The sequence below is a fragment of the Sphingomonas sp. G-3-2-10 genome (genome assembly GCF_012927115.1).
Classification (GTDB): Bacteria; Pseudomonadota; Alphaproteobacteria; order Sphingomonadales; family Sphingomonadaceae; genus Sphingomonas.
Genome location: NZ_JABBFY010000001.1, coordinates 2,660,426 through 2,687,417, shown reverse-complemented (window position 1 = coordinate 2,687,417; position 26,992 = coordinate 2,660,426). Strand labels below are relative to the sequence as shown.

Below are 26,992 nucleotides of genomic sequence, written 5' to 3'. Positions count from 1 at the left end.
GGCACATCGACGACCTCAGATACCCAAGGCCTGGCGTAGATCCGCGGCGGAAACTCGTCCTGCCAAAATCGTCTGTTCATATCCCGCGATTGGAGAAAAGGGCATCAGCTCGGGCATGACAAATGGTCTGCCTTCAAGATGGAGTATCAGCGCCTCGCAAAGCGAGATGATGTTTATCCAGCGTTGTGCGTAGGAGTAGAGGAGCGCGACCTTGTCTGCCGGCAGATCGTGCCGCCCTGTCTTCCGACCCAGCGCCCTGGGCGTCGTTTCACTGAGGATCGATAGATTCTGCAACGTGCCGACATCGTTGAACTGTCGTATCTCGGACCATAGTTTCGACAGGGCCTCGTAGGCGGCGCTCTGCACATAGCTGCCCTTCTCGGCATCATAGTCCAGGAAGATCGTCGAGGTCAGCGCGTCGTCGATCACCACAGTTTCGAAGCGCGTGCCCAAGGCCGCGTAGAAGATTGTGGCAAATTTGCCCCAGGCTTCAAGATCCACCGTGAGCCAACCCCGGTCGCGGACTTCGACCGTGATCGGATGCGCCGCAAGTCCTTTCCGAAGCGGCGCCCGATGATCGAACACACCGCTCGTATCTTTCTCCAAGAGCTGTCCCATGACGTGCAGCAGCTCGTTCTGGAGGGCAATTCTGTAGGCCGCGTCCTCGGAGGTGAGGCCGGTGAAGGCCAGCGGCTGAAGGACATCGTGGATGTCTCGGAAGTCGCGAAACTGGTAAATCCAGTTGCCCGTCGGCTTGGCGCTGCCGGTCGATACCGCCCGTCCAGTTTCGAGGTTTCGGCCAACCTCGGCGATGAAACCGCCGAGGAATTCTGCATCGTTTGCGAACTTGCTGGGTGCCGATGCGATGGCTTGACGCTCCTGCTCGGCGATGGCGTTCTCGATCAGGAAGGCGGCGAGTTCCTTGCGATCCTCCTTAAGTTGCCAGACCTCGCTGCGAACGAATGTGACGAGCCGGAGCTTGCCTTGCCGATGGAGCTCATAGGCGGTCCGGTACTCCTGCTGCGTGATGCTGATGCGGCTCGGCTTGTCGTACCAGCCCCCAACACGGGCACCGATCAGCAGGACGAAATAGTCGGCCTGCTCGATGTTGGTCAGGCACGCCTCATAGCTGTGCTGATCCAGACTGCCGCCGAAGTCGTTGAACTCGGAGGCAAGCACACGGCAGCCGCGAGCCTCCAGGCTGAACTTGATCGCGCTACGCAGGTCGCGGAAATCGTATATCGTCGAGGACAGGAAGAAGGTGGGGCGATGCGCCATCGAAATTCACTCGGTGCTGGCTTGGGCGTTCACCGATATTCCATATTCGCCCATCGGCAAGAGCGACCTACCGATGGTGACCTTACTATCCCTCCTGCTTGGCGCTCAGGCGCTGCTCGAGCCCTGCCTCCAGCTTGATGCAGCATTGGTAGAGTTTGCGGACCTGGTCACGCCTGGCGTCGAACATACCCTCCCGGGTCATATCAAGATCGTGGATGAGGCCCTCGAGCCGGGCGAACCAGCGCGCAGCATTTGACTGCTTGTTCTTGCGGCCCTTGAGAATGATATCCTCGAACGTACCGAAGCCGAGCACCGAAAAGTGGCGGGTCCCGACCTTGTCGTCGAGGAGCATCAGGTCGCCGATCGCGGCCTGCCAGTCCCGGTAGATATAGGCTTCCTTGATTCCGAAGGTGACCGCGGTCTGCTTCGCGGTTGCCGCGACCAGGTCGGGAGGGATGTCGACGCCCGCCTCGTGCCGGATGATCTCGGCGCATCGCTCGGCCAACTCGATCTGGTCGGGGTCGGGAAGGTCGCGGGAGCTGAGCGCGCCCTTCTTCGCCAGATAGGCGGCGCGCTCGCCATCGATCAGACTTGCGATATGGACCTTGGCCTGCGGGTCGATTGTGGAGACGCGCCACAGGTTCGACAGCTCGTCCAGGCGCTGCAATTCCACGTGTGTCCCGTCCGCGAGCGCGGCCTCAAGCTCGCCGATCGCCTGCATTTCGACGGAGGCCGAAGCCTGTTCCGGATCGAGGTAGCTGCGCTCGCGCCGGATAGCGCGGATCCAGCCGAGCACGGCGGCGATCCGGTAGACCGTGCTGATCCGCTTATATTCCAGAAATGGAATGCCGGGAGCGTCAGCGTGCAGATATCGGCCCTGCTTTTTCTCCACGATCTCTTCTAGGCGGTATTTCAAGCTGGTCACCGCATCCTTGAGCGGGTCGGAATATAGCCGCACCAGATCGTGATGCACTTTTCCGGCGGCCTCCTTCTTGTCCGCGAGGTCCTCCGTGCGCTTCTTTCTCGCCATGTAGAGCGTCATGACGATGTCCCGCGCGACGAGGCCGACGATCACGCCAGCGAGAGTCAGGAGCGCGGCAACGACCTGGGGCGAAAGCCAGAGTCCGGTTGAGCTGGCCGCTGCTTCGATGATCGCCGAATTGTTCATCGCCGCGTTCATGCTGCCACCCTGTGTTGGTCTAGGTATGATGCAGCACGGCGGCGAGCTCCGGGCAAGGTGGCGCCGCAAAATCCTTCACGTGAATATGGCGAAGACTGGACCGGCTTTGGTAAGTGTCGATCATGATCTTCGAAACCCGAGAGCGGCATCACGTCGCCAATTGCCCGAAATGCGATACGCCGCATCGTTACACCGAGCTCAAATTCCCTATGATCAACGATCGCGGGAGCTGGCTTGTGGCATGCCGAAAATGCGGCCAGCACTTTGTCTTCGACCTGCGTAATCCAGCGGAATCCTACTCGGACGACTGCATGATCGTCGAGCGGTTCGACAATGACATCAATCCATATGCGGGCAATGCTCCCCGGCCGGGCGCGAGCGCGGTCTATCAGCTGGACATGAACCCCGACCAGCCGCGGTTCGACCTCGACGCCTTCCCAATCTTCAAATGCGCGAAGTCAGGCGAGAGCCTCGAAGCGGCGGCGTTCTTGGCGATCGGCAAGTCTTGGCTGAGGGTCGCCGACGCGCGTGCCCAGGCTACCAATCAGATGCTTGCCCGGTCGCGGCTTCCCCCGGTCGAGCATGTGGTCTTCTTCGTCGAGGTGCCATGCTCATGCGGCGAGCCCCACCGGGCGATCTTCTACCATCCTCTCCGCTTGGACGGGTCGGATTTGCCTCCGGTCGAGGAGCTTCTTCTGGCCGACGTGAGCGGCACGGACCTGGCCGACGTGTTGACAGGCATCCTGAGCAAGACCGACGTTATGCACGCGCTGGGGAAGCTGATCGCGCGGTGGCGACTCTTTAATGATCAGATCCTGCTCGCAACGCCGTTCGTCGCGCATCAATGGAAGACCAAGGCGGAGCGGCTCGCCATCTGGGAAACCCTGCTGGCTCAGCTCGATCCGACTCGAACGATTCTAATGACCCGAGGCGCGACCCTGAAAGAGTATCGCGACGCGTTGCTAGAGTCCGGCCTGGACCACGTCATGCTCTCCCGCTTCGGGCTGGAGAACCGGATCGTCGGGGACGGCAAGCGCAAGCAGGACTCGCACGCCAAGGTCTATATCGGTTTGGGCGAGACGTGCGAGGTGCTGAGCGGCTCGGCGAACGTCGTGCAAGGCGATTCGATGGAAAATGTCACCTTCCAAGCGCTCGGCCGAAACAAGGTTGAAACCTCCTATCTCGCTCCGCTTGGGGTTTCGCTGCCGGAGCCTCGGCCGCGCCTGTCCCATCATCTCCTGATCGAGTGCCGGGACGGCGTGTGGCGATGGGACCTTGCAGCCGGCGCCGCCCCAAAGCCGTAATCTGTCGATGTGCAGGCCGGGCGCGTTGCAGCACGCATGATTCGCGCCCTTGACGAAAATGCCAAGTCCTCGGAACATAAAGAGAACGTGCGAGTCGTGATTCTCTTATGCAATCCATTGCCGCCCTTGCCGAGACCGATCGGGCTCGCCTGCTCGCCGAGCTCAAGGCGCGCATCGCCGTGCCTGTGGCGAGCAACGCGCCGCTGCTGCCGTTCGGCATCGAGGCGATGGACTCCCGGCTGGGCGGTGGTGGGCTGGATGGCGGCGGCCTGCACGAGGTCGCCGCGGCTTCCCCGACGCTCGGCGACGATGCCGCCGCGACCCTCTTCGTCGCCGGAGCCGCTGCCCGTTTTGCGGTCGAACCCAATGCGAGCGTCGCCTGGGCGCTGACCCGGTTCGATCTCTACGCGCCCGGGCTCGAGCAGGCCGGGCTGTCTCCGGGCAAGCTGCTCTATTGCGAGGGCCGGGACGAGGTGATGGCGCTGGCGCTTGCCGAGGACTGCCTGCGCGATGGCAGCTTCGCGGCGGTGGTCGCCGAAGTGAAGACCGCCGACCAGACCGCCACCCGCCGGCTCCAGCTTGCCGCCGCCGACGGCCGCACGCCGATGCTGCTCCTGCGACGTTGGGCGCGGGCCGCGCGCGATCCGCTCGAAATTCCGTCTGCCGCCTGCACGCGGTGGCGGATCGGCTGCGCGCCGTCGGTGCCGCTCCCGCATGCCGGTGTCGGCCGCTCCTGTTGGTCGGTCGATCTTGTCCGCCAGCGCGGCGGCAATCCCTTTTCTCTCATAGTCGAGGCCTGCGATGGCAAGGGTCGCCTCGCTCTACTTGCCCCAGCTCGCGATCGAGCGGCTGCGGCGGGTGGAGCGGACCTTCGCGCCGCCTGAGCGGCCCTGGTCCCTCGCGCCGGTCCTGAAGCCGAGCATCGACGACGATCCGGGCGCTTGCTCGGTCCCGCGCGGCGGGGGCTGGCGCCCGGGCGCGCGCTGGGCGCAGGACGGGCTTGGCCGGGAAGCGGAAGCGGAGCGGATCGCGGCGTTGCCAGCGCACCAGCGGCCGCCGATGCGGTTGCTCGGCCGGCGTTCCGAGGCGGTCGAGCATCCGTTCCGGGCGATGCCTTCCGAAGAAGGCGGGCGGGGGCCGTCGCGGGCGGTCATGCCGGCGATGCCCGGCATGGCGCTATGGGGCCATCCGACCGTGCTCATCGAGCGCGTCGGGCAGCGCGAGGTGGTGACCGCTGCCTGTCCGGTGGCATTGGCGCTCGACCTCTTGCCCGGCATGGCTGCGGCACATGCACGAGCACTCGTCGGCGATCTCGACGTCCGCGATGCCGACGCGGCGGGAGATCAGGCCTGGCTTGACCGGCTGGCGCTGCATGCGGTCGCGCACTGGACCCCGGTCGCCGCGCGCTCGGGCGCCGACGGGATCTGGCTCGACCTGACCGGCACGAGCCATCTGCACGGGGGCGAGGCGCGCTTTTGTGCCCGCTTGCTGCGCTTTCTCTCACGGATCGGATTTACCGGTCGCCTGGGTGTCGCGGGCACGCCGGGCGCTGCCCATGCGATGGCGCGATTTGGCGGCGACGCGATCACCCTATTGCCGCCGGGCGGCGAGGCGGCCGCGCTCGCCGCCGCGCCGATCGCCGCGCTTCGCCTCGCACCCCAGTCGCTCGCCGCCGCCGCGCGATTCGGGCTCGAGCGCGTCGGCGACCTTTATCCGATGCCGCGGGGGCCGCTCGCCAAACGGCTGGGACTGTCGACAGTGTCCCGGCTGGACCAGGCGCTTGGCCGTGTGGCCGAGCCGATCGTGCCGGTGGTGCCGTTCGAGGCGCCCATCGTGTCGCGGCGGCTGCTCGAGCCGATCGCCACGCCCGAGGCGATCGCGCAGGTGATCACCGATCTGGTCGATGATCTGGTCGCGGTGCTGCGTGCGCGCGGTCTGGGCGTGCGCGCCGCGGTGATCACCGCCGAGCGGATCGATGGTGCCGATCAGCATCTCGGCATCGGCGCGTCGCGCGCCACCCGCGACCCCAAGCATCTCGTGCGGATGTTCGGGCTCAAGATCGACCGGCTCGAGCCCGGGCTCGGCATCGAGGCGATGCGGCTGGTCGTGCCGCACAGCGAGCCGCTCGGCGCCCGGATCGCTGGCGCACTCATTCCCGATGGCGATGCGCCGCCGGACCTCGCGCCCGCGATCGACCAGCTTGCCGGGCGCGCCGGAGATGAGGCAGTGTTCCGAATCGGGCTCGAGCCGAGCGATGTGCCCGAGCGTGCAGTGCGCCGGCTGGGCGCCTTGGCTGAGCCGCAGGGCTGGCCGGCGTGGAAGCGGCCGGTGCGGATCCTGCCGAGGCCCGAGATGCTGTCCCATGTCGTCGCGCTGCTGCCCGACCATGCGCCGCGCCGCTTCACCTGGCGCGGCAAACCCTACCGGGTGACGGCAGGCGACGGGCCGGAGCGCATCCATGGCGAATGGTGGCGAACCGATCGCGAGCTCTGGGCGGTGCGCGACTATTTCCGGGTCGAGGTGGAGGGCGGCCAGCGCTTCTGGCTGTTTCGCCGCGGCGACGGCGTCGTCCCCGAGACCGGGGATCTCAGCTGGTATCTCCACGGCTTTTTCGGCTGATGGCCAGCTACGTCGAACTCCAGGTGACGAGCCATTTCTCGTTCCTGCGTGGGAGCAGCGCGCCCGAGGAGTTGTTCGCCGCTGCGCAATTGCTGGGCCACACCGCGCTCGGCCTCGCCGACTGGAGCACGGTCGCGGGCGTGGTTCGCGGCTGGGACGGGCAGAAGGCGACCGGCGTGCGCATGATCGCGGGCAGCCGAGTCGACCTGACCGATGGCCGGGCATTGCTGCTCTATCCCACCGACCGGCCGGCCTGGTCGCGCCTGACCCGCCTGCTCTCGATCGGCAAGGCGCGCGGTGGCAAGGGCCGCTGCATCCTCGGCTGGAGCGATGTCGTCAACCGCGCCGAGGGGATCGTTGCGATCCTGGTGCCCGACCTGCCCGATGCTGTGACCGCGGCGCATATCGCCGAGCTGGCGCAGGCCTTCGGGCCTCGCGCCTATCTCGCGCTGTCGTACCGGCGGCGGCCTGACGATGTCGAACGCCTCCACGCGCTCGACGCCCAGGCGCGTGCTGCCGGCGTCCGCGCTGTCGCGACCGGCGACATCCTCTATCATTCCCCCGAGGCACGACCGCTGCAGGACGTGGTGACTGCGATCCGCGAGAAGACCACAGTCGATGCGCTCGGCTACCGGCGCGAGCGCTTCATGGACCGGCACCTGAAATCGCCGGAGGAGATGGAACGCCGCTTTGCCGGCTTTCCGGATGCGATCGCGGCGAGCGCGGACATTGCGCGAGTGTGCACCTTCGATCTCGGCGAGATTCAGTACCAATATCCTTATGAGCAGGTGATGGAGGGCAAGACCGCCCAGGAAGCACTGGCCTGCCTGACGGGAGAAGCGGCGGCCGCCAAGTTTCCGGAGCGCGTGCCCAAACCCTATGCAGACCAGATCGCGCACGAGCTGCGGCTGATAGACCAGCTCGGCTACGCGCCCTATTTCCTGACGGTCCGCTCCATTGTGGAGGAAAGCCGTCGGCGCGGCATCCTGTGCCAGGGGCGCGGCTCCGCGGCGAACAGCTGCGTCTGCTATCTGCTCGGCATCACCTCGATCGACCCGATCCAGCACGAATTGCTGTTCGAGCGCTTCGTCTCGGGAGAGCGCAAGGAGCCGCCCGACATCGATGTCGATTTCGAGCATGAACGGCGCGAAGAGATCATCCAGTGGATCTACGAAACCTATGGGCGCGAGCGCAGCGCTCTTACCGCGGTGGTGACGCGCTACCGCACCCGCGGCGCCGTCGCCGAGGTCGGCAAAGCGCTGGGCCTGCCTCGTGACCTGACCAAGATGTTGACCGGCCTAGTCTGGGGCTGGTCGATGGATGGGATAAGCGACGAGCAGATCGAGAGCCTCAACCTCAACGCCAAGGATCACCGCCTCAAGCTGACCTTGCGCCTCGCCCGCCAGCTGATCGGCACCCCGCGGCATCTGTCGCAGCATCCAGGGGGCTTCGTGCTGACCCAGGACCGGCTCGACGATCTCGTGCCCATCGAGCCGGCGAGGATGGAGGATCGCCAGATCATCGAATGGGACAAGGACGATATCGACGCGCTTCGCTTCATGAAGGTCGATGTGCTGGGTCTGGGCATGCTCGGCTGCATGAACCGGGCCTTCAATATGCTTGAAGCGGACAAGGGCATCCGCATCGGTATGGCCGATCTCCAGGACGACGACCCCGAGGTCTACAAGATGATCCAGAAGGCCGACACGCTCGGCGTCTTCCAGATCGAGAGCCGCGCGCAGATGTCGATGCTGCCGCGGATGAAGCCGACCAAATTCTACGACCTGGTTATCGAGGTCGCGATTGTCCGGCCAGGTCCCATCCAGGGCGACATGGTCCATCCCTATCTCAGACGGCGCGAGGGCAAGGAGAAGCCGGAATATCCCAAGCCCGAGCTGCGCGCGGTGCTGGAGAAGACGCTGGGCGTACCGCTGTTCCAGGAACAGGCGATGAAGGTCGCCATCGTCGGCGCGGGCTTCACGCCCGCCGAGGCGGACCAGCTGCGCCGTGCCATGGCGACCTTCAAGCTCACCGGCGGTGTCAGCCATTTCTACGACAAGCTGGTCGGCGGCATGATCGCGCGCGGCTACCCCAAGGACTTTGCCGAGCGCACTTTCAAGCAGATCGAGGGATTCGGCTCCTATGGCTTCCCCGAGAGCCACGCCGCTTCATTCGCCAAGATCGCCTATGCCTCCTGCTGGGTGAAGCATCACCATCCCGACATCTTCTGCGCGGCGTTGCTCAACGCGCAGCCGATGGGCTTCTACGCGCCCGCGCAGATCGTCCAGGATGCGCAGCGGCATGGGGTCGAGGTCCGCCCGGTCTCGATCAACCAGAGCCATTGGGACTGCACGCTGGAGAAGACCGGCGGGCGGTATCTGGCGGTGCGCCTCGGCTTCCGGCAGGTACGCTCGCTCGCCAACGTCCATGGCGCCGCGATCGCCGCCGTGCGTGGCAATGCCCTGTACGAGAGTGTCGACGAGGTATGGCGCCGCGCCGGCGTTCCACGCGCCGCGATCGAGCGGCTCGCAGAGGCGGACGCATTCCACTGCATCGCCGAGGATCGCCGGCAGGGTCTATGGAAGGTGAAGGGGCTGGGCGAGGCGCCCTTGCCGTTGTTCGCCGCTGCGGACGCGCGCGAGGGCGGCTTCTCACCCGAGGGCGTTGAGCCGAGAGTCATCCTGCAGCCGCTGACTGATGGCCGCGAGGTGGTCGAGGACTATCGCACGCTGCAGCTGTCGCTGCGCGCGCATCCGCTCCAGTTTCTGCGCGAGCAGCTGGCCGCCGAGAAGGTGGTGCGTTGCGCCGATCTCGCGAATATAAGCGACGGGCGGCATGTCGAGGTCGCGGGCGTGATCCTAGTTCGCCAGCGGCCGGGCTCGGCGCGCGGCGTGCTGTTCATCACGATCGAGGATGAGACCGGCGTCGCCAACGGTATCCTCTGGCCCGACCGGTTCGAGAAGCAGCGCCGCGTGGTGATGTCGGCGTCGATGGTGTCCTTGCGCGGGCGCCTGCAGAAGGAGGGCGCGGTGATCCATGTTATCGTCGATCACGTGGTTCCGCGCGACGAAATGCTGCGCTCGGTCGGGCGGATGAAGATGCCGGTGACCTTCGGGCGCGGCGATGGTGCCACCCATGCCGGTGCGCCGGACCGCGGCGAGCCCGGCTGGCGTCCGGGGCCTCGGGATCTCTATTTTCCCCCCTTCCCGAACGGCGCCGATCCCGAGGATTTGATCAAGGTGCGCAGTCATGATTTCCATTAGCGGCGGTCTTGAGTTTTGGCGTCATCCCGTCCGAAATTTGTCTACATATTTCGGACAAATCCAATAACATCTTTCCGGTGTAGAGTGTCATATATGACATTCTCTGGCCGATAAGACATCAGATATGATTGTTAGAGGGCCAGTGCCAGCATGGCTTCGTCATGCTCGAACGCGGGTTCGAAGCTGCGGGCCTGGGCGCCAGTTACTCCTGCCTCCCGGAACGCCTCTCGCCAGCTTCCGGCAATGCGTGCAGCCATCTCGCGTATCATCGCGCGCGCATCACCATCGTCGATCTCGAAAAACTCACACGCCGAGAGCGCGAGCGCTATCGATCGGTCATGCGCGCCACCTTCCAGGATGGCGGTCTCGAGATGCGGATTGCGATCCGGTGCGGGATTGACGTCGAACATAGGCGACAAGCGCCATTGGCCTTTGCCGACATAGAGGAACCCGTGGTTCTTTAGATGATCGTCCTTGTTGGAGACGAGGATTGTGAAGATCAGCCGCCGGTACAGCTCGCGGAAATCGCGCGACGGGTCGGCGGCATGCCCGCGCATGAAATCGACGATCTCGGTGTAGGAGCCGAGTTCCGTGCCGCGTTTGGCAAGCGCGGTGCGCGCGGAAATATAGGGGATACGGGCATTGCCCTGCCGGTCGAACCGGCGGAGTAGCGCCACCGGCCAGGGGGTGTCGGCAAGGACGAGACGCACCTCAGGGACGGCGATGCCGCACAGCTTTGCAAGGCGAAGCGTCGCCACTTCGACGCGCTCGACAGGCTGCTGATCCAGCACCGAGGTGAACTTGGCCAGCCAGAGATGCTCACCTTCGCGGACATTGGCTTTGGGGCGCGCGCCGCCCGAGCCGCCGGCGCCGGCCAGCGCCTGCAAATCCTCGGCGGAGATTTCGCTGCCCTGTTCATAGGCGCGCGCGATGGCCGTGATCGCAGCAAGGTCGATGAGGCGGGGCACCGCGTCGGCGGCGCCGCCGGTGATCACCGCGCCGGCATCGTCGAGAAAGCGCAATGCTCCCTGGCGGCAGGCATCGTCGGACAGGGTCAGATATTCGAACTCGCTCAGACCATTGCCATAGGCGCGTTCGAGCAGCCGCCGGCCCCAACTGTCCGGCGCCGCGTCGGCGAATGCGCCCCCAAGGGCGTCGCGCGCTTCGCCTTGCTGGCTCGAATGATGATAGGGGCCGCTGTCGAGCGGCATGTCTGGCGAGAGCGCGAACCGGCGCGGATCCTCGATCCAGCCCGCATCATAAGCGAAGCTCGAATATTGCCGCGGGCCATCGCGCGTGAAGCGCAACTGCCCGATCGGCACCTGCGCTTCGCCGAGCGCCACCTTTGCGCGGTAGTCGGCCATCAGAAGGCGAGGCCGTCAGAATCGGTATCGCTCGGCTCCGGCGAAGCCGAACCCTTATCACCTTCAGGGGGACGAACCGTCGTAGACCGGCGGCGACCACGTTGCGGAAGCCGTTCATTGCTGAGGGCCAGGCCGAGATCGTCGTGCCGGACATCGAGGAGATCGGCGAAACGTTCATTGAGCCCGAACACGACCATAACATCGGCGAGTGTGCCGATCCCGACTCCCGGCTCCCCTTTTTCCATCCGAATAATGGTGCTGGTCGATGCGCCGGCGCGCACGGCAAGGTCGCCGATCGCCATGCCCCGGCGAAGGCGCGCGGCCCGCAGGTCCTTGCCGAGCCGGACCAGAACTGACCGCGTCTTTGCCGAAGACATCTTAACCATCCACATATGACGCGCTGAGCGCTATAAAGCGTCATATATGACATTTATTGGGCCTCGTAAAGCCAGATCGCTTCGCGGGGGTGTCAATCGCGCCAGCTGAAGCAAAGATGAAACTGCGGGCGCAAAAATGTCCGGAGCCGTGGTCTGTCGTCTCAGATCGGAAGCCGTCGGGTTCCGCCGGAACGGCCTGCTAGTTAGGCCTTTGCAATTGGCGCATCCGCCAGAAGGCAGGGTCGGAGGCGATGTTCGGATCGGCCGCGAGAAGATCGCGGATGACCTCTCCAACGTCCGTCGGCGGCGGCGCCTCCCGATCGATGACCGAAGCGATCAGGCGCAATGCAGCCCGCGGGTATGTCGCGATCGGATCATTGGCCTCGTCCAGCTCCAGCCCATGGCGCAGATCGTAGAATTTGGCCGGCCGGACCAGTCCGAGGACGGTATCTACGGCCTCTTCGAATGCCGGGCCGGCGAGCCCCGGAAGCTTTGCCAGATCGTCGGACACCTCAGCCGTCCGGGCCGCTACGTCGTTTGGCCAATAGTCGATCAGGAAACGCTTGATGACGTTTGTCCAGGTGGTGGCGCGGTCCGTCTGTCCATCGATTTGACGCAATATTGTGCATATCTCCCATGCCATCGAGGCGAGCACATTATTGGGCATGCGAGTCAGGGCATGGCGGCATTCGACAGGTGAGAGGTCGAAGCCGTCTTCGTTTCGAATGACTGCGAAGGCGGCGCTGACCACGGCGCCCGACAGCCGCTCTCGCGCCGCGCCGTCGGTCTTGTCGTGCTCCAGCGCCTGGAAGATCGACCGCTTCAGGCGATTGAACAGAGGCGAATATTGCGGGGCATCGGAAACCGACACCACGCTCATCAGGTCGATCGCATCCTCGCCGCCCGCATCGAGCATCGGAAACAGGTAACGATCGACCCAGTCCGGCGCGAGCCAGTGGAGGAACGCCAGCTCTCGGATCAACGAGGCTCGTGCGATCACACCTGCGCGCGCGTCGAGTTTCGCAAGCATATTGAATCGCGCACGAAATCTCTTCGCGAACCCGCCGCCCTCGGTGCGGGGCACACTGCTCTGCATCCGCGCCAATGCGCTCGCGAGGTTCGCGAGCGGGTGCGACAGGATGACTTCGGACAGGGCGCGAGGCTGTTCGTCCCCCTCGTCGATTTGGGCCGCCAGCGGAACCAGCCGGTCCCAAAGCCGCAGCACAGCGGGAAACACGCGCTTTCCCGGCGCGTCGGCTCGACGCTCGATCACATTGGCAAGCGTATAGGCCATGGTCGTAATCGCACTGTCGGGGCCTGCGATCACGGCCGCGATGACCTTGGTGAGATCCGGCAGCGGCGGCGGATTTACGACCGGTTCCTGATGGGAATATTGGCTCAGCAGCGGTTGCCACCGAGCGGCCTCGAAATGACCCCGGCGCTGGTCCGCAAGCAGCGCTCGAAATGCCCTGCGCGGGTCGTCGCGTACGAGCACCTGCCATACATCGGATTGGCCGATCCGATCGGACTCCTCAGCCTGCGCCGCGCTCGCGATCAACTCTTCGTCGGAAACCTGCGCCAATACGCGTGTGTCCGCGGAGTATCCCGAGCCGGAATAGCTGGCGTTCAGCAGGTGAGCGAAAACCGGAACCTTCTTGGGCAGGCCGGGAAACGCCTTGTGAAAACCTGTCAGCCGCGATCGCGCATTGACAGAGAGGCGTCCGCCCGCAGTAGCGATCCGCGCCAGTTCCCGCACTGTGTAATAGGCGCGTGCGCGCTTACGATGCCCGGCATCGGTGAAGCGCCGCACCGTCTCCGCTTTCATTCCGGCCAGAATCGCGGCCTCGAGCCTGTCGCGAGTGCGCTGGTCGAGCCGGTTCCACCGCCGGCAATAGAAGCGGACAAGCTCAGGATTGTCATCGCCAGACCAGTATCGGTCGCGCGTGGTCGATCGCAGATAGCGCTCGATCGCGTCCACAGGCCCTGCCTTCGATATCGTCGCGCTCCAAGCGGCGAGCCGTTTGAAGATCATCGCGTCGCGGCTCGCCCAGCTCTCGGCGATACGCGCTGCCAAGCCAAGATCCCGCTCGGCCAGCCGACGCCACAGACCGGTCATCAGCCGAACGAGTGGTCCGAAGTGATTGTTGTACTGATCGGGGGGATTTCGCCGCCAGCCGCGGCGATGACGATCGTCGGGCTCGGCGAGACCGTCATTTGGCTCCGGGGCATGCACCAGCGCGATGTCCCAGGATTGCAGATCGCCATTGTGCTCGAGAAGACCTGCGTCGGAAGCAGTCTCAAGCGCCTCCACCAGCGCCCGATCGAGTGCCTCGATCAGCCGCACCTCGGCCTGCGACGTTTTCGGCCACTTGTCCAGCCGGCGCTGCCAATCGCGCTCATCGGCCCGGAACTCGAAATGTCCCAGGTCATGGATCGTCTGCGGCCGCCCCTGCGGCGCTTCCGGTTCTCGGAAGCTGAGCTTTCTGCTGACCGCCAGGCGCGGCTGCACGGCGGCGACCATGTCGGCCACGCGTCTCGCGCTCACCACGCCCGAACTGCGCCGCCGTCCGAACGGATTTGCTTCGGGTCGAAGACGCGCTTCGACAAACAGGGGCCAAAAGGTGGCATAAGGCTCGGGCAGCGGGTCGCTCTGGAAACGTAAAAGAACATCGATCGCTTGCGCCACGCGCATCGAGGCGCGTCCTTGCAGGCCGACCGCGTAGCGTGCTGCCCGCGCGGAGGTCAGCCGATCCTTGAACCATGCGCGATAGGACCAGTCGTCCAGGGGTTCGTTCGCGCTCTCAAGCGCTTCCAGCCACGCAGGGTCAGCAGCGTGGCCCGCGACTACCGCGGTGCTCGATATCGCATTATTCAGATAGCGCAGCCGGTCGCGCTCGGTCTCGGAGCTGGCCGCATGGTCGGTGGCGGTGATCTCCGCGATCATGGTTTCGGACCAGGCGAGAGGGTCTCGGACCATCTCGGCCCATTCGCGCAGCGTGCGATAAAGCGGCGAATAATCGTGGTTCCGGACAGTAAAGATTAGCGGATGCAACCCCTTGCCCCGCCACATCTCGCGAAGTCCGCCAGCATCGTCCTTGTCGTCGGCGACCAGCGCGTAGGCGGGCTTCAGATCCGGGAAGTTGAGCCGACCCTCCTCGGTTGCCTCGAGCATGTAGCGCATCGGGGGATCGTCGGCGGAGTAGCCGACCAGCACGACCGTGTAGCGGCGCATCAGGTCATAGACCGTCCGTGAGGCCCAGCCGTTGCGCATATATGCTTCGCCGAAGTTCGGTGCGGTCAGGACGAGATCGGTCTGGTTCAGATTGAGCATTCGATCGGCAACGCGGCCGTGCAGATGAAGCGCCCCGACAAATTCCGGTGAGCCGACCGCTGGCATGCCCTGGCCGGCACTGCTTGGAAGCCGCTGCTTGGTGTGGCGATACCAGGCCCTCTCGAAGATCGTGTCGAAGTTGGTCGTGACGATCCTCGGAATGCCGTCGCCGCCGCGCGAGATATCGAGCAAGTCGCGATGGGCGGCAAACGAAGCGCCACGCTTGGGTTTCACCAGTTCCGCGATGGCATTGCGGACGTCGTTCCGAGGCTGCTGCCAATCCGCCCCACGATAGACCAGCCGGCGTTCGAGCAGGCCGATCAAGCGATCATATTGCCCCGCCGCGAGCGCCTCGACCTCGGCTTGGGTGGCGAGGCTGTCCGGCTTTCCCGGAATTGCCTGGCCGAGGCGCTCATAGGCAAGTTCCGCCAGACGCCCGAACAGCGGCAGTCCCGCGGCCACTGACACGCCCGCGCCGATGACGAACATCAGGTTGCCGTTGCGCTGCTCGCTGAGAAGCGACTGAGGAATGTCTGGACCATCCGGAACGAACAACATGAAGACATCTATGCAGCACTTCACCCGAAGCGATCCAGTGCATTCAAGGTCTTGGTGCATATCCGGAAGGGGAAGGCCTTCCCCTGACGGCCAGCGGCATCTGGCCGTACCCCTTCTGCGGGCGCTCCGCCCCGCAACGCCCCGGCGAGAGGAAGAGTGCGGCCGTTCGGCCGTGACGGGTCAGGGCCGGGAGAGAGTCTTCCGGCGCCCGTCGCGGAGATTTTTCATGGCCACTGTCCTCAACCACGCTTCCGCGCCGCCACCACGTACCGGTGCCTATAAGGTCGATATCTCGCGGGGCCGGCGCATCGGGCGCGTCTCGTCCGAATGGTTCTCGCGTCCCGACGACGAGCGATACCTCTCGCTGCGCGAGCTTCACGCCGCGACGCTGGCGCGGGCAAGGCGCGCCACAGCCCGGACTATCGAGACGCGAGAGGTGCGGGTGGAGGCGAGTCGCGAAGATGCGGAGCGCCTCACCTTGATCGTGCCCGGCCGCGACGAACCCGTTGCGCCGACCCATTGGTCGTTCGGGCAACTCGCCGGTCTGGTCGGCGCGCCTTCGGGCTATCTGCGCCAGCTCCCCGCGCCGCTCGCGGGCATCAATCTCCAGCACGGCCTGATCACGCACCGCGGCGAGCTTATGAAGACGCTCGAGACCGAAGACGGCCGCACCGAACTGCGCGCAGTGACCGGCCCCGATTATGGCCGGATCTGGGACCATGAGCTGGTCGAAGCCGTGATGCGGATCGCGGGGAACGGCACGGGCGACTCGCGTTGGAAGGTCCCGGGCCTGCTCGACTGGTCGACCATGACCCACAACCCGCATGTCGAGATCACCAAGGACACGACCACGCTCTATGCCAGCGACCGTGACGTCTTCCTGTTCCTGGTCGACGATGCGCATCCGATCGAGGCTGGCAGGCTGCCCAATGGCGACCCCGACCTGTTCTTCCGCGGCTTCTATTGCTGGAACAGCGAGGTCGGCGCGAAGACGCTTGGCATGGCCTCATTCTATCTCCGCGCGGTCTGCATGAACCGCAACATCTGGGGTGCCGAAGGTTTCGAGGAGATCAGCATCCGGCATTCCAAGTTCGCCGCCAACCGCTTCGCGCACGAGGCGGCGCCGGCGCTGGAGAATTTCGCGACGTCCTCGCCGCAACCTTTCATGTCGGGCATCTTGGCGGCGCGCCAGCAGATCGTCGCCCGCACCGACGAGGATCGGCAGGATTTCCTGCGTAAGCGAGGTTTCTCCAAGGCCGACACCGGCCGGATCATCGCGACCGTCCTGGACGAAGAGGGGCATCCGCCCGCCTCGATCTTCGACTTCGTCCAGGGGATCACTGCGCTCGCCCGCGACAAGCCGCATCAGGATGCGCGGCTCGATCTCGAGGGCAAGGCCTCGAAGCTACTCGCGGCCGTGCACTGATCCACGTTAGTTTTGCCAATCGGCGCGGCCCTCCTCCTAGAGGTAGAGGGCTGCGCCGTTCCCATGGCGGGATGAAGGTCGGGAGAGAGTCTCCCGGTCCCCGCCATGTGGAGAACTGACATGGCAAAGCGTCAACCCAAGCTCGTCCTTGCGCCCGCGCAGGGGATTCCCTTCAACCTCCTGGTCCTGTCCCAGTCGAACGTCCGCCGCGTGAAGAATGGGGTCACGATCGAGGACCTGGCCGACGATATCGAACGCCGCGGCCTGCTTCAGGGCCTCAGCGTTCGGCCGCTGCTCGACGCCGAGGGCAAGGATACCGGCACGTTTCACGTGCCTGCAGGCGGCAGGCGCTTCCGCGCGCTTGAAATCCTAGTCAAGCGCAAGCGTCTCGCCGCCGACGCGGTCATCCCCTGCGTGGTCAAGCCGGCCGACGGCGACGTTTCGGCCGAAGAGGACAGCTATGCCGAGAACGCGTTCCGCGAGGCGCTTCACCCGCTCGACGAATTCCGCGGCATGCAGCAATTGGTCGACCAGGGCGGCGAGATCGAGGACGTCGCGGCGCGGTTTCACGTCACGCCCGCGGTCGTGCGGCAGCGGCTCAAGCTCGCCTGCGTGTCGCCGCTGCTGCACGAAGTCTATGCCGCCGACGGCATGACCCTCGAGCAGCTGATGGCCTTCACTGTCTGCGACGACCATGCCCGCCAGGAGCAGGTCTGGGAGCTGGTCCAGAGCCACCACAACCAGTCGGCACACTTTATCCGTGCCCGCCTGAACGAAACCACGATCCCCGCGCGCGATCCGAGAGCGCTGTTCGTCGGCATCGACACCTATGTCGCGGGCGGCGGTTGCGTGGTCCGCGACCTGTTCGAGGAGGACCGCGGCGGCTGGCTGCAGGATGCCGCGTTGCTCGACCGGCTCGTGCTTGAGAAGCTCGGCGCCGAGGCCGATCGCTTCCGGGCGGAGGGATGGAAGTGGGTCGAGGTGGCGATCGATCTCCCCTATGGCTATCACCTCGGACTGCGGCCGATCGAGGCGACGCACACCCCGCCGACCGAGGCGGACCTTGCTGAAGTGGCGACGCTCCAGGCCGAGGCCGAAGCGCTCGAAAATGAATGGAGCGGTGCCGACGAGATTCCGGATGACGTCGATGCCCGGGTGAACGCGCTCGACGAGCGGATCGCCGAGCTCGCCGGCGGCAGCTGGGAATACGACCCCACCGAGATGGCGATGGCGGGCGTCTTCATCACGATAGAGCGGAACGGCGAATTGTCGGTCGATCCCGGCTGGATTCGCGCCGAAGACGAGCCGGTTGTCGAGTCCGAACCTCACGGTGAGGGCGAGGGCGAGCAGCAGGAAGATGGGGTCGATGGCGATGACCGTCAGCCCGGCCTCGCTCCCGAAACCGCCGGGGACGAGGTGCAGACCGAAGAGGAGGATGAGGGACTAAAGCCGCTGCCCGACCGCCTCATCTCCGAGCTGACGGCCGAGCGCACGCTTGCGCTCCAGGATGCGATTGCCGGCAATCCCCAAGTGGCTTTCGCGGCGGTACTGCACAATCTCGTGCTTGCCACCTTCTATTACAGTCGCGCCGAAAGCTGCCTGATGGTCACCCTGACCAAGGTCGGGTTCGGCTTCCAGCCCACCGGCATGAAGGATAGCCCGGCCGCTGTCGCGATCGAGGCCCGGCACGCCATGTGGAAGGACCGCTTGCCCCAATCCGACCGCGATCTCTGGGATGCGCTCCAACTGCTCGACGCCAACGAGCAGGCCGAGCTGTTCGCGCACTGCGCCGCTTACTCGGTGAACGCACTCTACGAAGTGGCGCCCAAATACGACAATGGGCGCATCTCGGCGCACACGGTCGAACGGCGGCTTGTGCACAGCCACGTCCTTGCCCGCGCTGTCGGGCTCGACATGGTCGGGTTCGGCTGGAAGCCCACTGCCGACAATTTTTTCGGCAAGGTGACCAAGGCACGCATCATCGATGCGGTGACGGAGGGCAACGGCGGCGAGACCGCGGCGCTGATCGACCATCTGAAGAAGCCGGACATGGCCCGCGAGGCCGAGCGGCTGATGGACGGCGCGGGCTGGTTGCCCGAGCCGCTGCGCACGCCCGAGCTACCTGCCCAGGCGGACCTGCTGGAGGCCCCGGCGGCGGCCGAGCTGCCTGCCTTCCTCGCCGAGCCGGATGCGTCCGGCGACGAAGAGCCGCTGGCGATCGCCGCCGAGTGACCGATGGGGTGCGGGGCGCCGCGGCGTCCCGCTCCTCTTCCCTTCGATTATCAGGAGACCTGCAATGAACCTGCCGATTCTCGGCGGGGCGTCGCTTGGCGCGCCCGCTTCCTCGACTTGTCCTGACCCCCAGGCGGTCGCCGATGGCCTTCATCGTGCCGCGCTTGACCTGTTGCCGATCCTTGAACGCGGCGCCCCAATCGACGCGGCGAACCTTCGTGCGGCGATGACGACCGCATTTGGCGCGAGCGATGCCGACGGTGCCTGGGATTGGAAACAGGCCTATGACGCCTGCGAGGCCGCTGAGATCCTGTTCCTCCGTCGACACGGACCGGCCATCGTCCGATCGTCGTCCGACCCGCAAGCCTGGCTCCGCCTGGTCGAGCGCATCGCCGCGCTCGCGCCGACGCACACGCGGCGATCCGAGGCAGGGCAGGCATTGCAGCAATTCTCGACCCCGCCTTCCTTCTCGTTGGTGGCGGCAATCGCTGCGCAGATCGGCGCGGGCGAGGCCATTCTCGAGCCGTCGGCCGGTACCGGCATGCTCGCGGTCGCAGCGCAGATGTTCGGAGGACAGGTCATCCTAAACGAGCTTGCCCCGGTTAGGGCAGCCCTGCTCGAACGGCTCTTCCCTGGCGCGAACGTTACCAGCCTTGACGCCGCGCAGATCGACGATCGCCTTGCGCCCGATCTCGTCCCCGACATCGTGCTCCTGAACCCGCCATTCTCGGCGATGGCCGGGATTGACCGGCGCATGCCCGGGACGGCGCTTCGGCATATCGCCTCAGCGCTAGCCCGGCTGCGCCCGGGCGGGCGGCTGGTCGCGATCACCGGCGCGGGCTGCGCGCCCGAGGCACCGGTGTGGCGCGACGAATTTATCGCGCTTCAGGAACGCGGCCGCGTCGTGTTCACTGCTTCGGTCGATGGCCGTGTCTATGCGCGCCACGGCACCACCACCGAGACCCGCCTGACCGTCATCGACCGAGTGCCCGCTGACCGCCAGGACGCGTTCGCGCCCGACCACGGCAAGGCCCCGGACCTCGCCACCTTGCTCCACTGGGTGAGGGCCTCGGTTCCGTCCCGCGCACCCAAGCCGTCGGCACTGCCATCGTCGACCGTGACTGCCGCAGTGGTGCGACGCGCTCCCATCTCCGCCGTGACCGTCGGAGTCGATCCTGCGCCAATAGACGCAGCGCCGCTCGATTATGCATCAATCGACTGGAAGCCCGCTGATGACGCGCGCCTCTCGACCTCGATCTATGAACCGTTCGAGCTTCAATCGATCCGCATTCCCGGCGCCCGCTCGCATCCAACGATGCTGGTCCAGTCGGCTGCCATGGCCTCGGTCGCACCACCCCGGCCCGACTATCGTCCGGTGCTGCCGCGGCGGCTGATCGAAGAGGGGGTGTTGTCCGATGCCCAGCTCGAATCGATCATCTATGCCGGCCAGGCGCATGCCGGCTTCCTCGCCGGGTGGTGGAACGTCGATGCCAGCTTCGACGCACTCAACGCAGTCGCCGAAGGCAGCGAGGCCGCCATCCGCTTTCGCCGCGGCTGGTTCTGCGGCGATGGCACCGGTGCGGGCAAGGGCCGCGAGGTCGCCGGCATCATCCTCGACAATTGGCTGCAGGGTCGCCGACGCGCGTTGTGGATCTCGCTCTCGGACAAATTGCTCGAGGATGCGCAGCGCGACTGGCGCGCACTCGGACAGGAGCCGCTTCGGGTGACGCCGCTGTCGCGGTTTCGGCAGGGTGCCCAGATCCATCTCGGCGATGGCATATTGTTCACGACCTATGCGACGCTGCGCAGCGAGGAGAGGGGCGGCAAGGCCAGCCGGGTCCAGCAGATCGTCGATTATCTCGGGGCCGAATTCGACGGCGTGATCGTGTTCGACGAGGCGCATGCGATGGCCAACGCGGCCGGCGGCAAGACCGAGCGCGGCGAGCAGGCCGCGTCGCAGCAGGGGCGTGCGGGCCTGCGCCTGCAACATGCGCTGCCCAATGCCCGAATTATCTACGTCTCGGCGACGGGCGCCACCACCGTCCAGAACCTGGCCTATGCCGAACGGCTCGGCTTGTGGCTGGGGGAGGATTTCCCGTTCGCGACCCGGACCGACTTTGTATCGGCGATCGAAGAGGGTGGGGTCGCCGCGATGGAGGTCGTGGCGCGCGACCTGAAGGCGCTCGGCCTTTATTCGGCACGTTCACTGTCGTTCGACGGAGTCGAGTATGAGCTGCTCGAACATGCGCTGACCCCGGAGCAGCAGCGCATCTACGACGCCTATGCCGGGGCGTTCCAGGTCATCCACAACAACCTCGACGCTGCGCTCAGGGCCGCGAACGTCACCGGCGTCGAAGGCACGCTCAACCGCCAGGCCAAGTCCGCCGCACGGTCCGCGTTCGAGGGTGCCAAGCAGCGCTTCTTCAATCATCTGATCACCGCGATGCAGACGCCCAGCGTGATCGCCAGCATGGAGCGCGACCTGGGCAGCGGCGCGAGCCCGGTCGTGCAGATCGTATCGACAGGCGAAGCGCTGATGGAGCGGCGGCTGGCCGAGATCCCGACCGAACAATGGGCCGATGTCGATGTCGACATCACACCGCGCGAATATGTGCTCGACTATCTCGCCAACAGTTTCCCGGTCCAGCTCTACGAGCCATTCACCGACAGCTCGGGCAACCTCTGCTCGCGCCCCGTCATGCACGACGGCAATATCGTCGAGTGCCGCGACGCGGTGGCCCGGCGCCAAGCCATGATCGAGCGTCTCGCCGCCTTGCCCGCGGTCCCCGGCGCGCTCGACCAGATCGTCCAGCGTTTCGGACCTGACCGCGTGGCCGAAGTCACCGGACGCGGGCGGCGCATCGTTCCCCGGCAGCGCGCCGACGGTTCCACCCGCTTCGCCGTCGAGACCCGACCCGGCGCTTCGAACCTCGCCGAAGCGCAGGCATTCATGGACGACCGCAAGCCCATTCTCGTCTTCTCCGAGGCGGGCGGCACCGGCCGCTCCTACCATGCCGACCTAGGCGCCGCGAACCAGCGCCTGCGCGTACACTATCTGCTGGAGGCAGGCTGGAAGGCCGACACCGCGATCCAGGGGTTCGGGCGGACCAATCGCACCAACCAGAAGCAGCCGCCGCGCTTCCGGCCGGTGACCACCGACGTCCGCGCGCAGAAGCGCTTCATCTCGACCATCGCTCGCCGCCTCGACACGCTCGGCGCGATCACGCGTGGACAGCGCCAGACCGGCGGCCAGAACATGTTCCGACCCGAGGACAATCTCGAATCCGCATATGCGCGCGATGCGCTCCGCCAGCTCTATGGGCTGATCTTTCGCGGCAGGATCGAGGGTTGCTCGCTCGACGATTTCGAGGCGGCGACCGGTCTTGAGCTCGGCGATGACAATGGCCTGCGCGACGAGCTGCCGCCGATCACCACTTTCCTCAACCGGATGCTCGCGCTCACGATCGCCATGCAGCGGACCGTGTTCGATGCGTTCGAGGCCTTGCTCGAACGGCGGATCGAGGGAGCGGTGACGTCGGGCACCTATGAGACCGGACTCGAGACTCTGACCGCCGAGAGCTTCACCGTGTCCGGGCGCCGGACCATCTATGTGCATCCGGGCACCGGTGCGGAGACCGAGCTGCTCACCATCGCGCGCAAAGACCGCAATCATCCGCTTGACCTGGATCAAGCGCTGGCGATGGCGCGGGAGCCCGATGCGAAGCTGCTCGTCAACGAGCGCTCCGGGCGTGCGGCAGTCCGCATGCGCGCTCGCAGCATGATGCTCGAAGACGGCGGAGTCGAAGAACGAATCCGCCTGATCAAGCCGATGGAAAGCCCGGCGATGCCGCTGGACGCGCTGGCCGAGACCTTCTGGCGAGCCGCCGACCGCGCGCGGTTCAGTGCCGCCTGGGAGGCCGAACGCGCCGAGGTCCCCGAGTTCGAGACCACCGAAATGCATGTCGTCGCGGGGCTGCTCCTCCCGATCTGGAGACGGCTTCCGGGCGAATCCACGCGGGTCTATCGTCTCCAGACCGACGCCGGCGAGCGTATCGTCGGCCGCCGTGTGCCGCCGGCATGGGTCGCCGCCACGCTCGGCGCTGACGCGCCTGCCATCACGCCTGACCAGGCATGGCAGATGCTCATCGCAGGTGAGGCTGCGCTGCACCTCGCCGAAGGCCAGCGGCTCCAGCGCGTGCTCGCGATGCACCTCCACCGCATCGAGCTGACCGGCTTCAACGACCTCGGCGTCGAACGGCTCAAGGCGATGGGTCTAATGTCGGAGATCGTGTCGTGGAAGCTGCGGCTGTTCGTGCCGACCGGCGGCGACGGTCCCGCTGTTCTCGCCCGGCTGCTTGAACGCTTCCCGGTCGCACGCGTCGAGCCGCGCACTGCCGGCGCGGCCTGAGCAGGAGACGGGCGATGGAGCATCCTGCGAGCGCGATAGCGCGCGATCTGGCCGGCCAAGCCGAACGGTTATGCCGGCGCTATCTCTCCAACGGACGACGCGAAGGCAATTACTGGCAGGTCGGCGATGTTCGCAACACGCCGGGCCGCAGCCTCTATGTTCGCCTTCGCGATAGCCCTGGCGGAGCCGGTCGAGCAGGCAAATGGACCGACGCGGAGTCGGGCGAACATGGCGACCTGCTCGACATCATCCGCGCATCGACGCTGACCGGAACGCTCGCTGAAGCCTTGGCCGAGGCGCGGCGCTTTCTCAGCCTTCCCGACCCTCCGGTCTCCGCCGGCATGAAGGCGACCCGCGACATTTCGACTGGATCGCCTGGAGCAGCTCGGCGCCTGCTGGCGATCTGCAAGTCCATCGCCGGCACGCAGGTGGAAACCTATCTGCGCGGTCGCGGCATTCCGCCATTGCCCGGACTGGATGTCCTGCATTTCCACCCACGCTGCTGGTATCGTCGCTCGCTTGACGATCGCGGCGATGTTCCGTCCGCCATGCCGGCCATGGTTGCCGCCGTAACCGACATCGCCGGCAACGTCACCGGTGCGCATCGCACCTGGCTGACTCCGGACGGCTCCGACAAAGCCCCCGTCGCTTTTCCGCGTCGCGCGATGGGTCATCTGCTCGGCCATGGTGTCCGCTTTGGCATCGCCGCTCCGGTCATGGCCGCAGGCGAAGGTATCGAGTCTACACTTTCGATCTATGCCGCGGTCCCGACGCTGCCGTCGATCGCGGCGCTCTCCTCGGCGCACCTTGCTGCTCTCGTGTTACCGCCGTCGCTCCGCCGGCTATATGTTGCCCGTGAAGCCGATGCCGCCGGATGCAAGGCATTTGCCACGCTGACGCGCCGCGCCAGGCAGTTCGGGATCGACGTCCGCCCCCTCGACTCCCAGCTCGGCGACCTCAACACGGACCTGCGTACGATCGGCCTCGATGCGTTGCGCGCCAATCTCCTCGCGCAGGTGCGGCCCGAAGACCGGCCCTGATACGCCATGGTCGCGACGCATCGCCTCCGTCGCTCCGCTGAGGAGAGTCCGCGCCATGCGCCTTCCCAGAGGGCGACGGGTCGGCATCGCCCGCGTCAGTGCAACCCGTCCGCGCGGCTATTTTCCGCCGCGGGCTAAGTGCCCGCTTTGCATCGCGAAGCAAAATAGCCGCGCTCCCGGGTCCTCCGCTTTCGCTTCGGCGCCCGCCGGCTTCGCCGGCCGCTTCGCTCGGCCGTGCGCGGTCGCGGGCGCCGCCGCCTCTTGTCGCCAGGAAGGCCGCAAGGACGCGGCCCCAGCTTGGAGTAGTTCGGATGGACGATATTCACGACATGACGAGCGAAGGCGGATCGCAGTTCGCCCATTTGCTGGAGGAGCTGCAGTTGTTCGGCCGGCGGCCGTTCGACGACGAGCTGGATCCGAGACCGCTTCCCGAAGGGCGCTTGGTCGAGGCGGCGGCGGCCGACACGTTCGATGCGATGGCGGCAAGCCTCGCCGACACACGCCTCGAGCCCGAGCTGGAGGAATTACTCTGGGGTTTCACAAATGTCTTCCACCGCGCGACCGAGCGCGTCGACCATCAACTGGACTCCAACGAGCTGGCGCAGAAGCGCTCCCAGCGCGGGCAGGACGGTTCGGAAGTCATGTCGGTCGAACTCGAGAGACTGATCGCCGAGGGCCGGTCGATGATCGAGCGCCGCGATGCGATGGAAGCCTTTCGCGAGGCATTCGCCGAGCAGTTCCGGCACTATCTGCGCAAGCCATGGCTGCCCAAGTCCGGTTCGATGCTCAACCGGCGGGCAATGACTGCCGCGGTGATCGAGAGCCGCGAGTTCGTCAACGACCGGCGACATGCCGACGCGAAGCTCCTCGTCCCTCCCGGTGAGCGCATCTATGTCAGCGGCGGCGCAGACTATTCGGACCATCGCACGATCTGGCAGGTGCTCGACCAGGTCCATGGTCGCCACCCCGGCATGGTGCTCCTCCACGGCGCCTCGCGCACCGGTACCGAGCATATCGCAGCTCTTTGGGCCCGCGAGCGCAAGGTGCAGCAAGTCCCGATCGCACCCGATTTCGCAAAACACAGCCGTGGATCCGCACCGTTCAAGCGCAACGACCACGTCATCGGCCTGATGCCGCGCGGCATCATCATCTTCCCCGGTGGCGGCATCCAGGACAATCTGTTCGACAAGGCACGCAGCGCAGGCATCGCGATCATCGATCACCGGAAGCGATGATCGCCGCCTCCAAAATCGGCCAAAGCCGGGCGAGCCGGGCCTGGGCCCGCGCCGGCGTGCCGCAACGCGGGCCTCGGCCCACGTCCTTCACTTCGTTCCGGCCCTGCGGATGCGCCGCGCCTCCTGTCGCGGACCCGCACCGTCTCTCCCCCGGCTTCAGCCGACATGCGATGGAGAATGATCATGAACCGCAAACTTCGCAGGCTACGTCGCGCCATCGACGCGATGCCCGACCCAGAATGGCAGGTGTTTCACCGTGCCCGCTACCGCGACCTCGACTTTTTCGAGATCGCAGCAGAGCTCGACATCACCGTCGCCGAAGTCGAACAACGCCTCGCCTCCGCCATGGTCCACCTGATGGAATTTCCGAATGACGAGCAGGAACATTGAGGAAACGGCCCGCCACAGCTAGGAAATGACAATGCGCGTCGATCTCGACCACCTCCCGGACGTCCAGCAGGCAGAGCTGGCGCGCGTGCGCGACACGCTGATGGCGGAATTCGCGCAGGCCATCTCCACTTCGACCCAGCCGTGGAAGAAGAACGGCAAGATTCTCAAGATCATTCTGTTCGGCAGCTATGCGCGTGACGATTGGGTCGATGAGCCGGACAACGGCTATCAGTCCGACTTCGACTTGCTGGTTATCGTCAGCCATGAGGACCTGACCGATATCGCCGCCTACTGGTATATCGCGGAGGACAAGATCCTCCACGATCCGGCCGTGCGGCGCCCGGTCAACGTCATCGTCCACACGCTCAACGAGGTGAACCAGGCTCTCCAGCGCGGTGAGTATTTCTGGGTCGATATCGTTCGGGATGGCGTGGTGCTGTACGATCTACCGAACCATGCGCTCGCGGCGCCTAAGCCGCTGACCGCCGCTGACGCGGTTGCGATGGCAGAGCGATACTTCGAAGCCGAGAGCCTATCGATGGCCAATTGGCTCCGGATGGCCGAGTTGGCCACGACCGAAGGGTCAGATCGCGACTGGCGGAACAAGGCCGTATTCAATCTGCATCAGGCGACCGAGACCGCCTACGCGTGCTTTCTATTGGTGCGCACGCTCTACTTCCCTCGCTCCCACAATATCAAATTCTTGCGTTCGTTGGCGGAGGACAAGGAGCCGCGGCTTATCAACGCTTGGCCCCGCGACACCCGTCTCGATCGCCGTCGCTTCGAGCTGCTCAAGCGCGCCTATGTCGAGGCTCGCTACTCGCCGAGCTACGAGATCGGCACGGACGATCTGGACGCGCTCGCCGCTTCCGTGAAGCGGCTGCGCGATATCGTCGAGCAACTCTGCCTTGAGCGGCTCGGCGAACTTCGCGCTGCCGCCGACGCGTGACTGGCGTGCAGGTCGGGCAAGCCTCGCTTGATATCGGC

General features: G+C 65.7%; 16 protein-coding genes. 11 read left to right on the top strand and 5 right to left on the bottom strand.

What is annotated here, in order from left to right:
• Positions 1-15 precede the first annotated feature (15 nt).
• Positions 16-1,278 carry a DUF4062 domain-containing protein gene (locus HHL13_RS13500; protein ID WP_169556157.1) on the bottom strand — a complete coding sequence of 421 codons (1,263 nt, stop codon included), beginning with the start codon at positions 1,276-1,278 and terminating at the stop codon, positions 16-18.
• 85 nt (positions 1,279-1,363) lie between these two features.
• Positions 1,364-2,458 (bottom strand): hypothetical protein, encoded by a 1,095-nt coding sequence (locus HHL13_RS13495; protein ID WP_169556156.1) that lies wholly within the window; start codon positions 2,456-2,458, stop codon positions 1,364-1,366.
• A 122-nt stretch (positions 2,459-2,580) separates the two neighbouring features.
• Here HHL13_RS13495 and HHL13_RS13490 point away from each other — a divergent pair, with 122 nt between their 5' ends.
• The 4 genes from HHL13_RS13490 to HHL13_RS13475 all read left to right on the top strand — a co-directional run bounded on the left by HHL13_RS13490 (position 2,581) and on the right by HHL13_RS13475 (position 9,644).
• A complete protein-coding gene (locus HHL13_RS13490) occupies positions 2,581-3,762 on the top strand; it encodes a hypothetical protein (protein WP_169556155.1) in 1,182 nt (393 codons plus the stop codon).
• Positions 3,763-3,869: 107 nt separating this feature from the next.
• Positions 3,870-4,646, top strand: coding sequence for a protein ImuA (locus HHL13_RS13485; protein WP_169556154.1), 777 nt, complete (start codon positions 3,870-3,872; stop codon positions 4,644-4,646).
• The gene (locus HHL13_RS13480; protein ID WP_169556153.1) at positions 4,564-6,381 is read left to right on the top strand and encodes a DUF6504 family protein; all 1,818 of its coding nucleotides are present in this window, start codon (positions 4,564-4,566) and stop codon (positions 6,379-6,381) included. Before HHL13_RS13485 ends, HHL13_RS13480 begins: the two co-directional genes overlap by 83 nt.
• A complete protein-coding gene (locus tag HHL13_RS13475) occupies positions 6,381-9,644 on the top strand; it encodes an error-prone DNA polymerase (protein ID WP_169556152.1) in 3,264 nt (1,087 codons plus the stop codon). The genes HHL13_RS13480 and HHL13_RS13475 overlap by 1 nt, the downstream gene beginning before the upstream one ends.
• A 131-nt stretch (positions 9,645-9,775) precedes the next feature.
• Here HHL13_RS13475 and HHL13_RS13470 read toward each other — a convergent pair whose 3' ends face one another.
• The 3 genes from HHL13_RS13470 to HHL13_RS13460 all read right to left on the bottom strand — a co-directional run bounded on the left by HHL13_RS13470 (position 9,776) and on the right by HHL13_RS13460 (position 15,274).
• On the bottom strand, positions 9,776-11,008 hold the full coding sequence (locus HHL13_RS13470; protein ID WP_169556151.1) for a type II toxin-antitoxin system HipA family toxin: 1,233 nt from the start codon (positions 11,006-11,008) through the stop codon (positions 9,776-9,778).
• Positions 11,008-11,394, bottom strand: coding sequence for a helix-turn-helix transcriptional regulator (locus tag HHL13_RS13465; RefSeq protein WP_206376923.1), 387 nt, complete (start codon positions 11,392-11,394; stop codon positions 11,008-11,010). Before HHL13_RS13465 ends, HHL13_RS13470 begins: the two co-directional genes overlap by 1 nt.
• A gap of 190 nt (positions 11,395-11,584) precedes the next feature.
• Positions 11,585-15,274 carry an SIR2 family protein gene (locus HHL13_RS13460; protein ID WP_169556150.1) on the bottom strand — a complete coding sequence of 1,230 codons (3,690 nt, stop codon included), beginning with the start codon at positions 15,272-15,274 and terminating at the stop codon, positions 11,585-11,587.
• A gap of 226 nt (positions 15,275-15,500) precedes the next feature.
• On the opposite strand from HHL13_RS13460, the gene HHL13_RS13455 reads away from it, so the two are divergent.
• The 7 genes from HHL13_RS13455 to HHL13_RS13425 all read left to right on the top strand — a co-directional run bounded on the left by HHL13_RS13455 (position 15,501) and on the right by HHL13_RS13425 (position 26,954).
• Positions 15,501-16,700, top strand: a complete 1,200-nt coding sequence (locus HHL13_RS13455) for a DUF932 domain-containing protein (RefSeq protein ID WP_169556149.1) — start codon at positions 15,501-15,503, stop codon at positions 16,698-16,700.
• 120 nt (positions 16,701-16,820) lie between these two features.
• Positions 16,821-18,932, top strand: a complete 2,112-nt coding sequence (locus HHL13_RS13450) for a ParB/RepB/Spo0J family partition protein (RefSeq protein WP_169556148.1) — start codon at positions 16,821-16,823, stop codon at positions 18,930-18,932.
• Positions 18,933-18,996: 64 nt separating this feature from the next.
• Positions 18,997-23,340 (top strand): bifunctional class I SAM-dependent methyltransferase/DEAD/DEAH box helicase, encoded by a 4,344-nt coding sequence (locus HHL13_RS13445; protein ID WP_169556147.1) that lies wholly within the window; start codon positions 18,997-18,999, stop codon positions 23,338-23,340.
• A 14-nt stretch (positions 23,341-23,354) separates the two neighbouring features.
• Positions 23,355-24,380 carry a toprim domain-containing protein gene (locus HHL13_RS13440; RefSeq protein ID WP_169556146.1) on the top strand — a complete coding sequence of 342 codons (1,026 nt, stop codon included), beginning with the start codon at positions 23,355-23,357 and terminating at the stop codon, positions 24,378-24,380.
• Positions 24,381-24,691: 311 nt separating this feature from the next.
• Positions 24,692-25,615: a DUF2493 domain-containing protein gene (locus tag HHL13_RS13435; protein WP_169556145.1), complete on the top strand. Its 924-nt coding sequence runs from the start codon at positions 24,692-24,694 to the stop codon at positions 25,613-25,615.
• Between the two features lie 183 nt (positions 25,616-25,798).
• Positions 25,799-26,005, top strand: a complete 207-nt coding sequence (locus tag HHL13_RS13430) for a sigma-70 family RNA polymerase sigma factor (protein ID WP_169556144.1) — start codon at positions 25,799-25,801, stop codon at positions 26,003-26,005.
• Positions 26,006-26,036: 31 nt separating this feature from the next.
• Positions 26,037-26,954, top strand: a complete 918-nt coding sequence (locus HHL13_RS13425; protein ID WP_169556143.1) for a HEPN domain-containing protein — start codon at positions 26,037-26,039, stop codon at positions 26,952-26,954.
• The last annotated feature ends 38 nt before the right edge of the window (positions 26,955-26,992 follow it).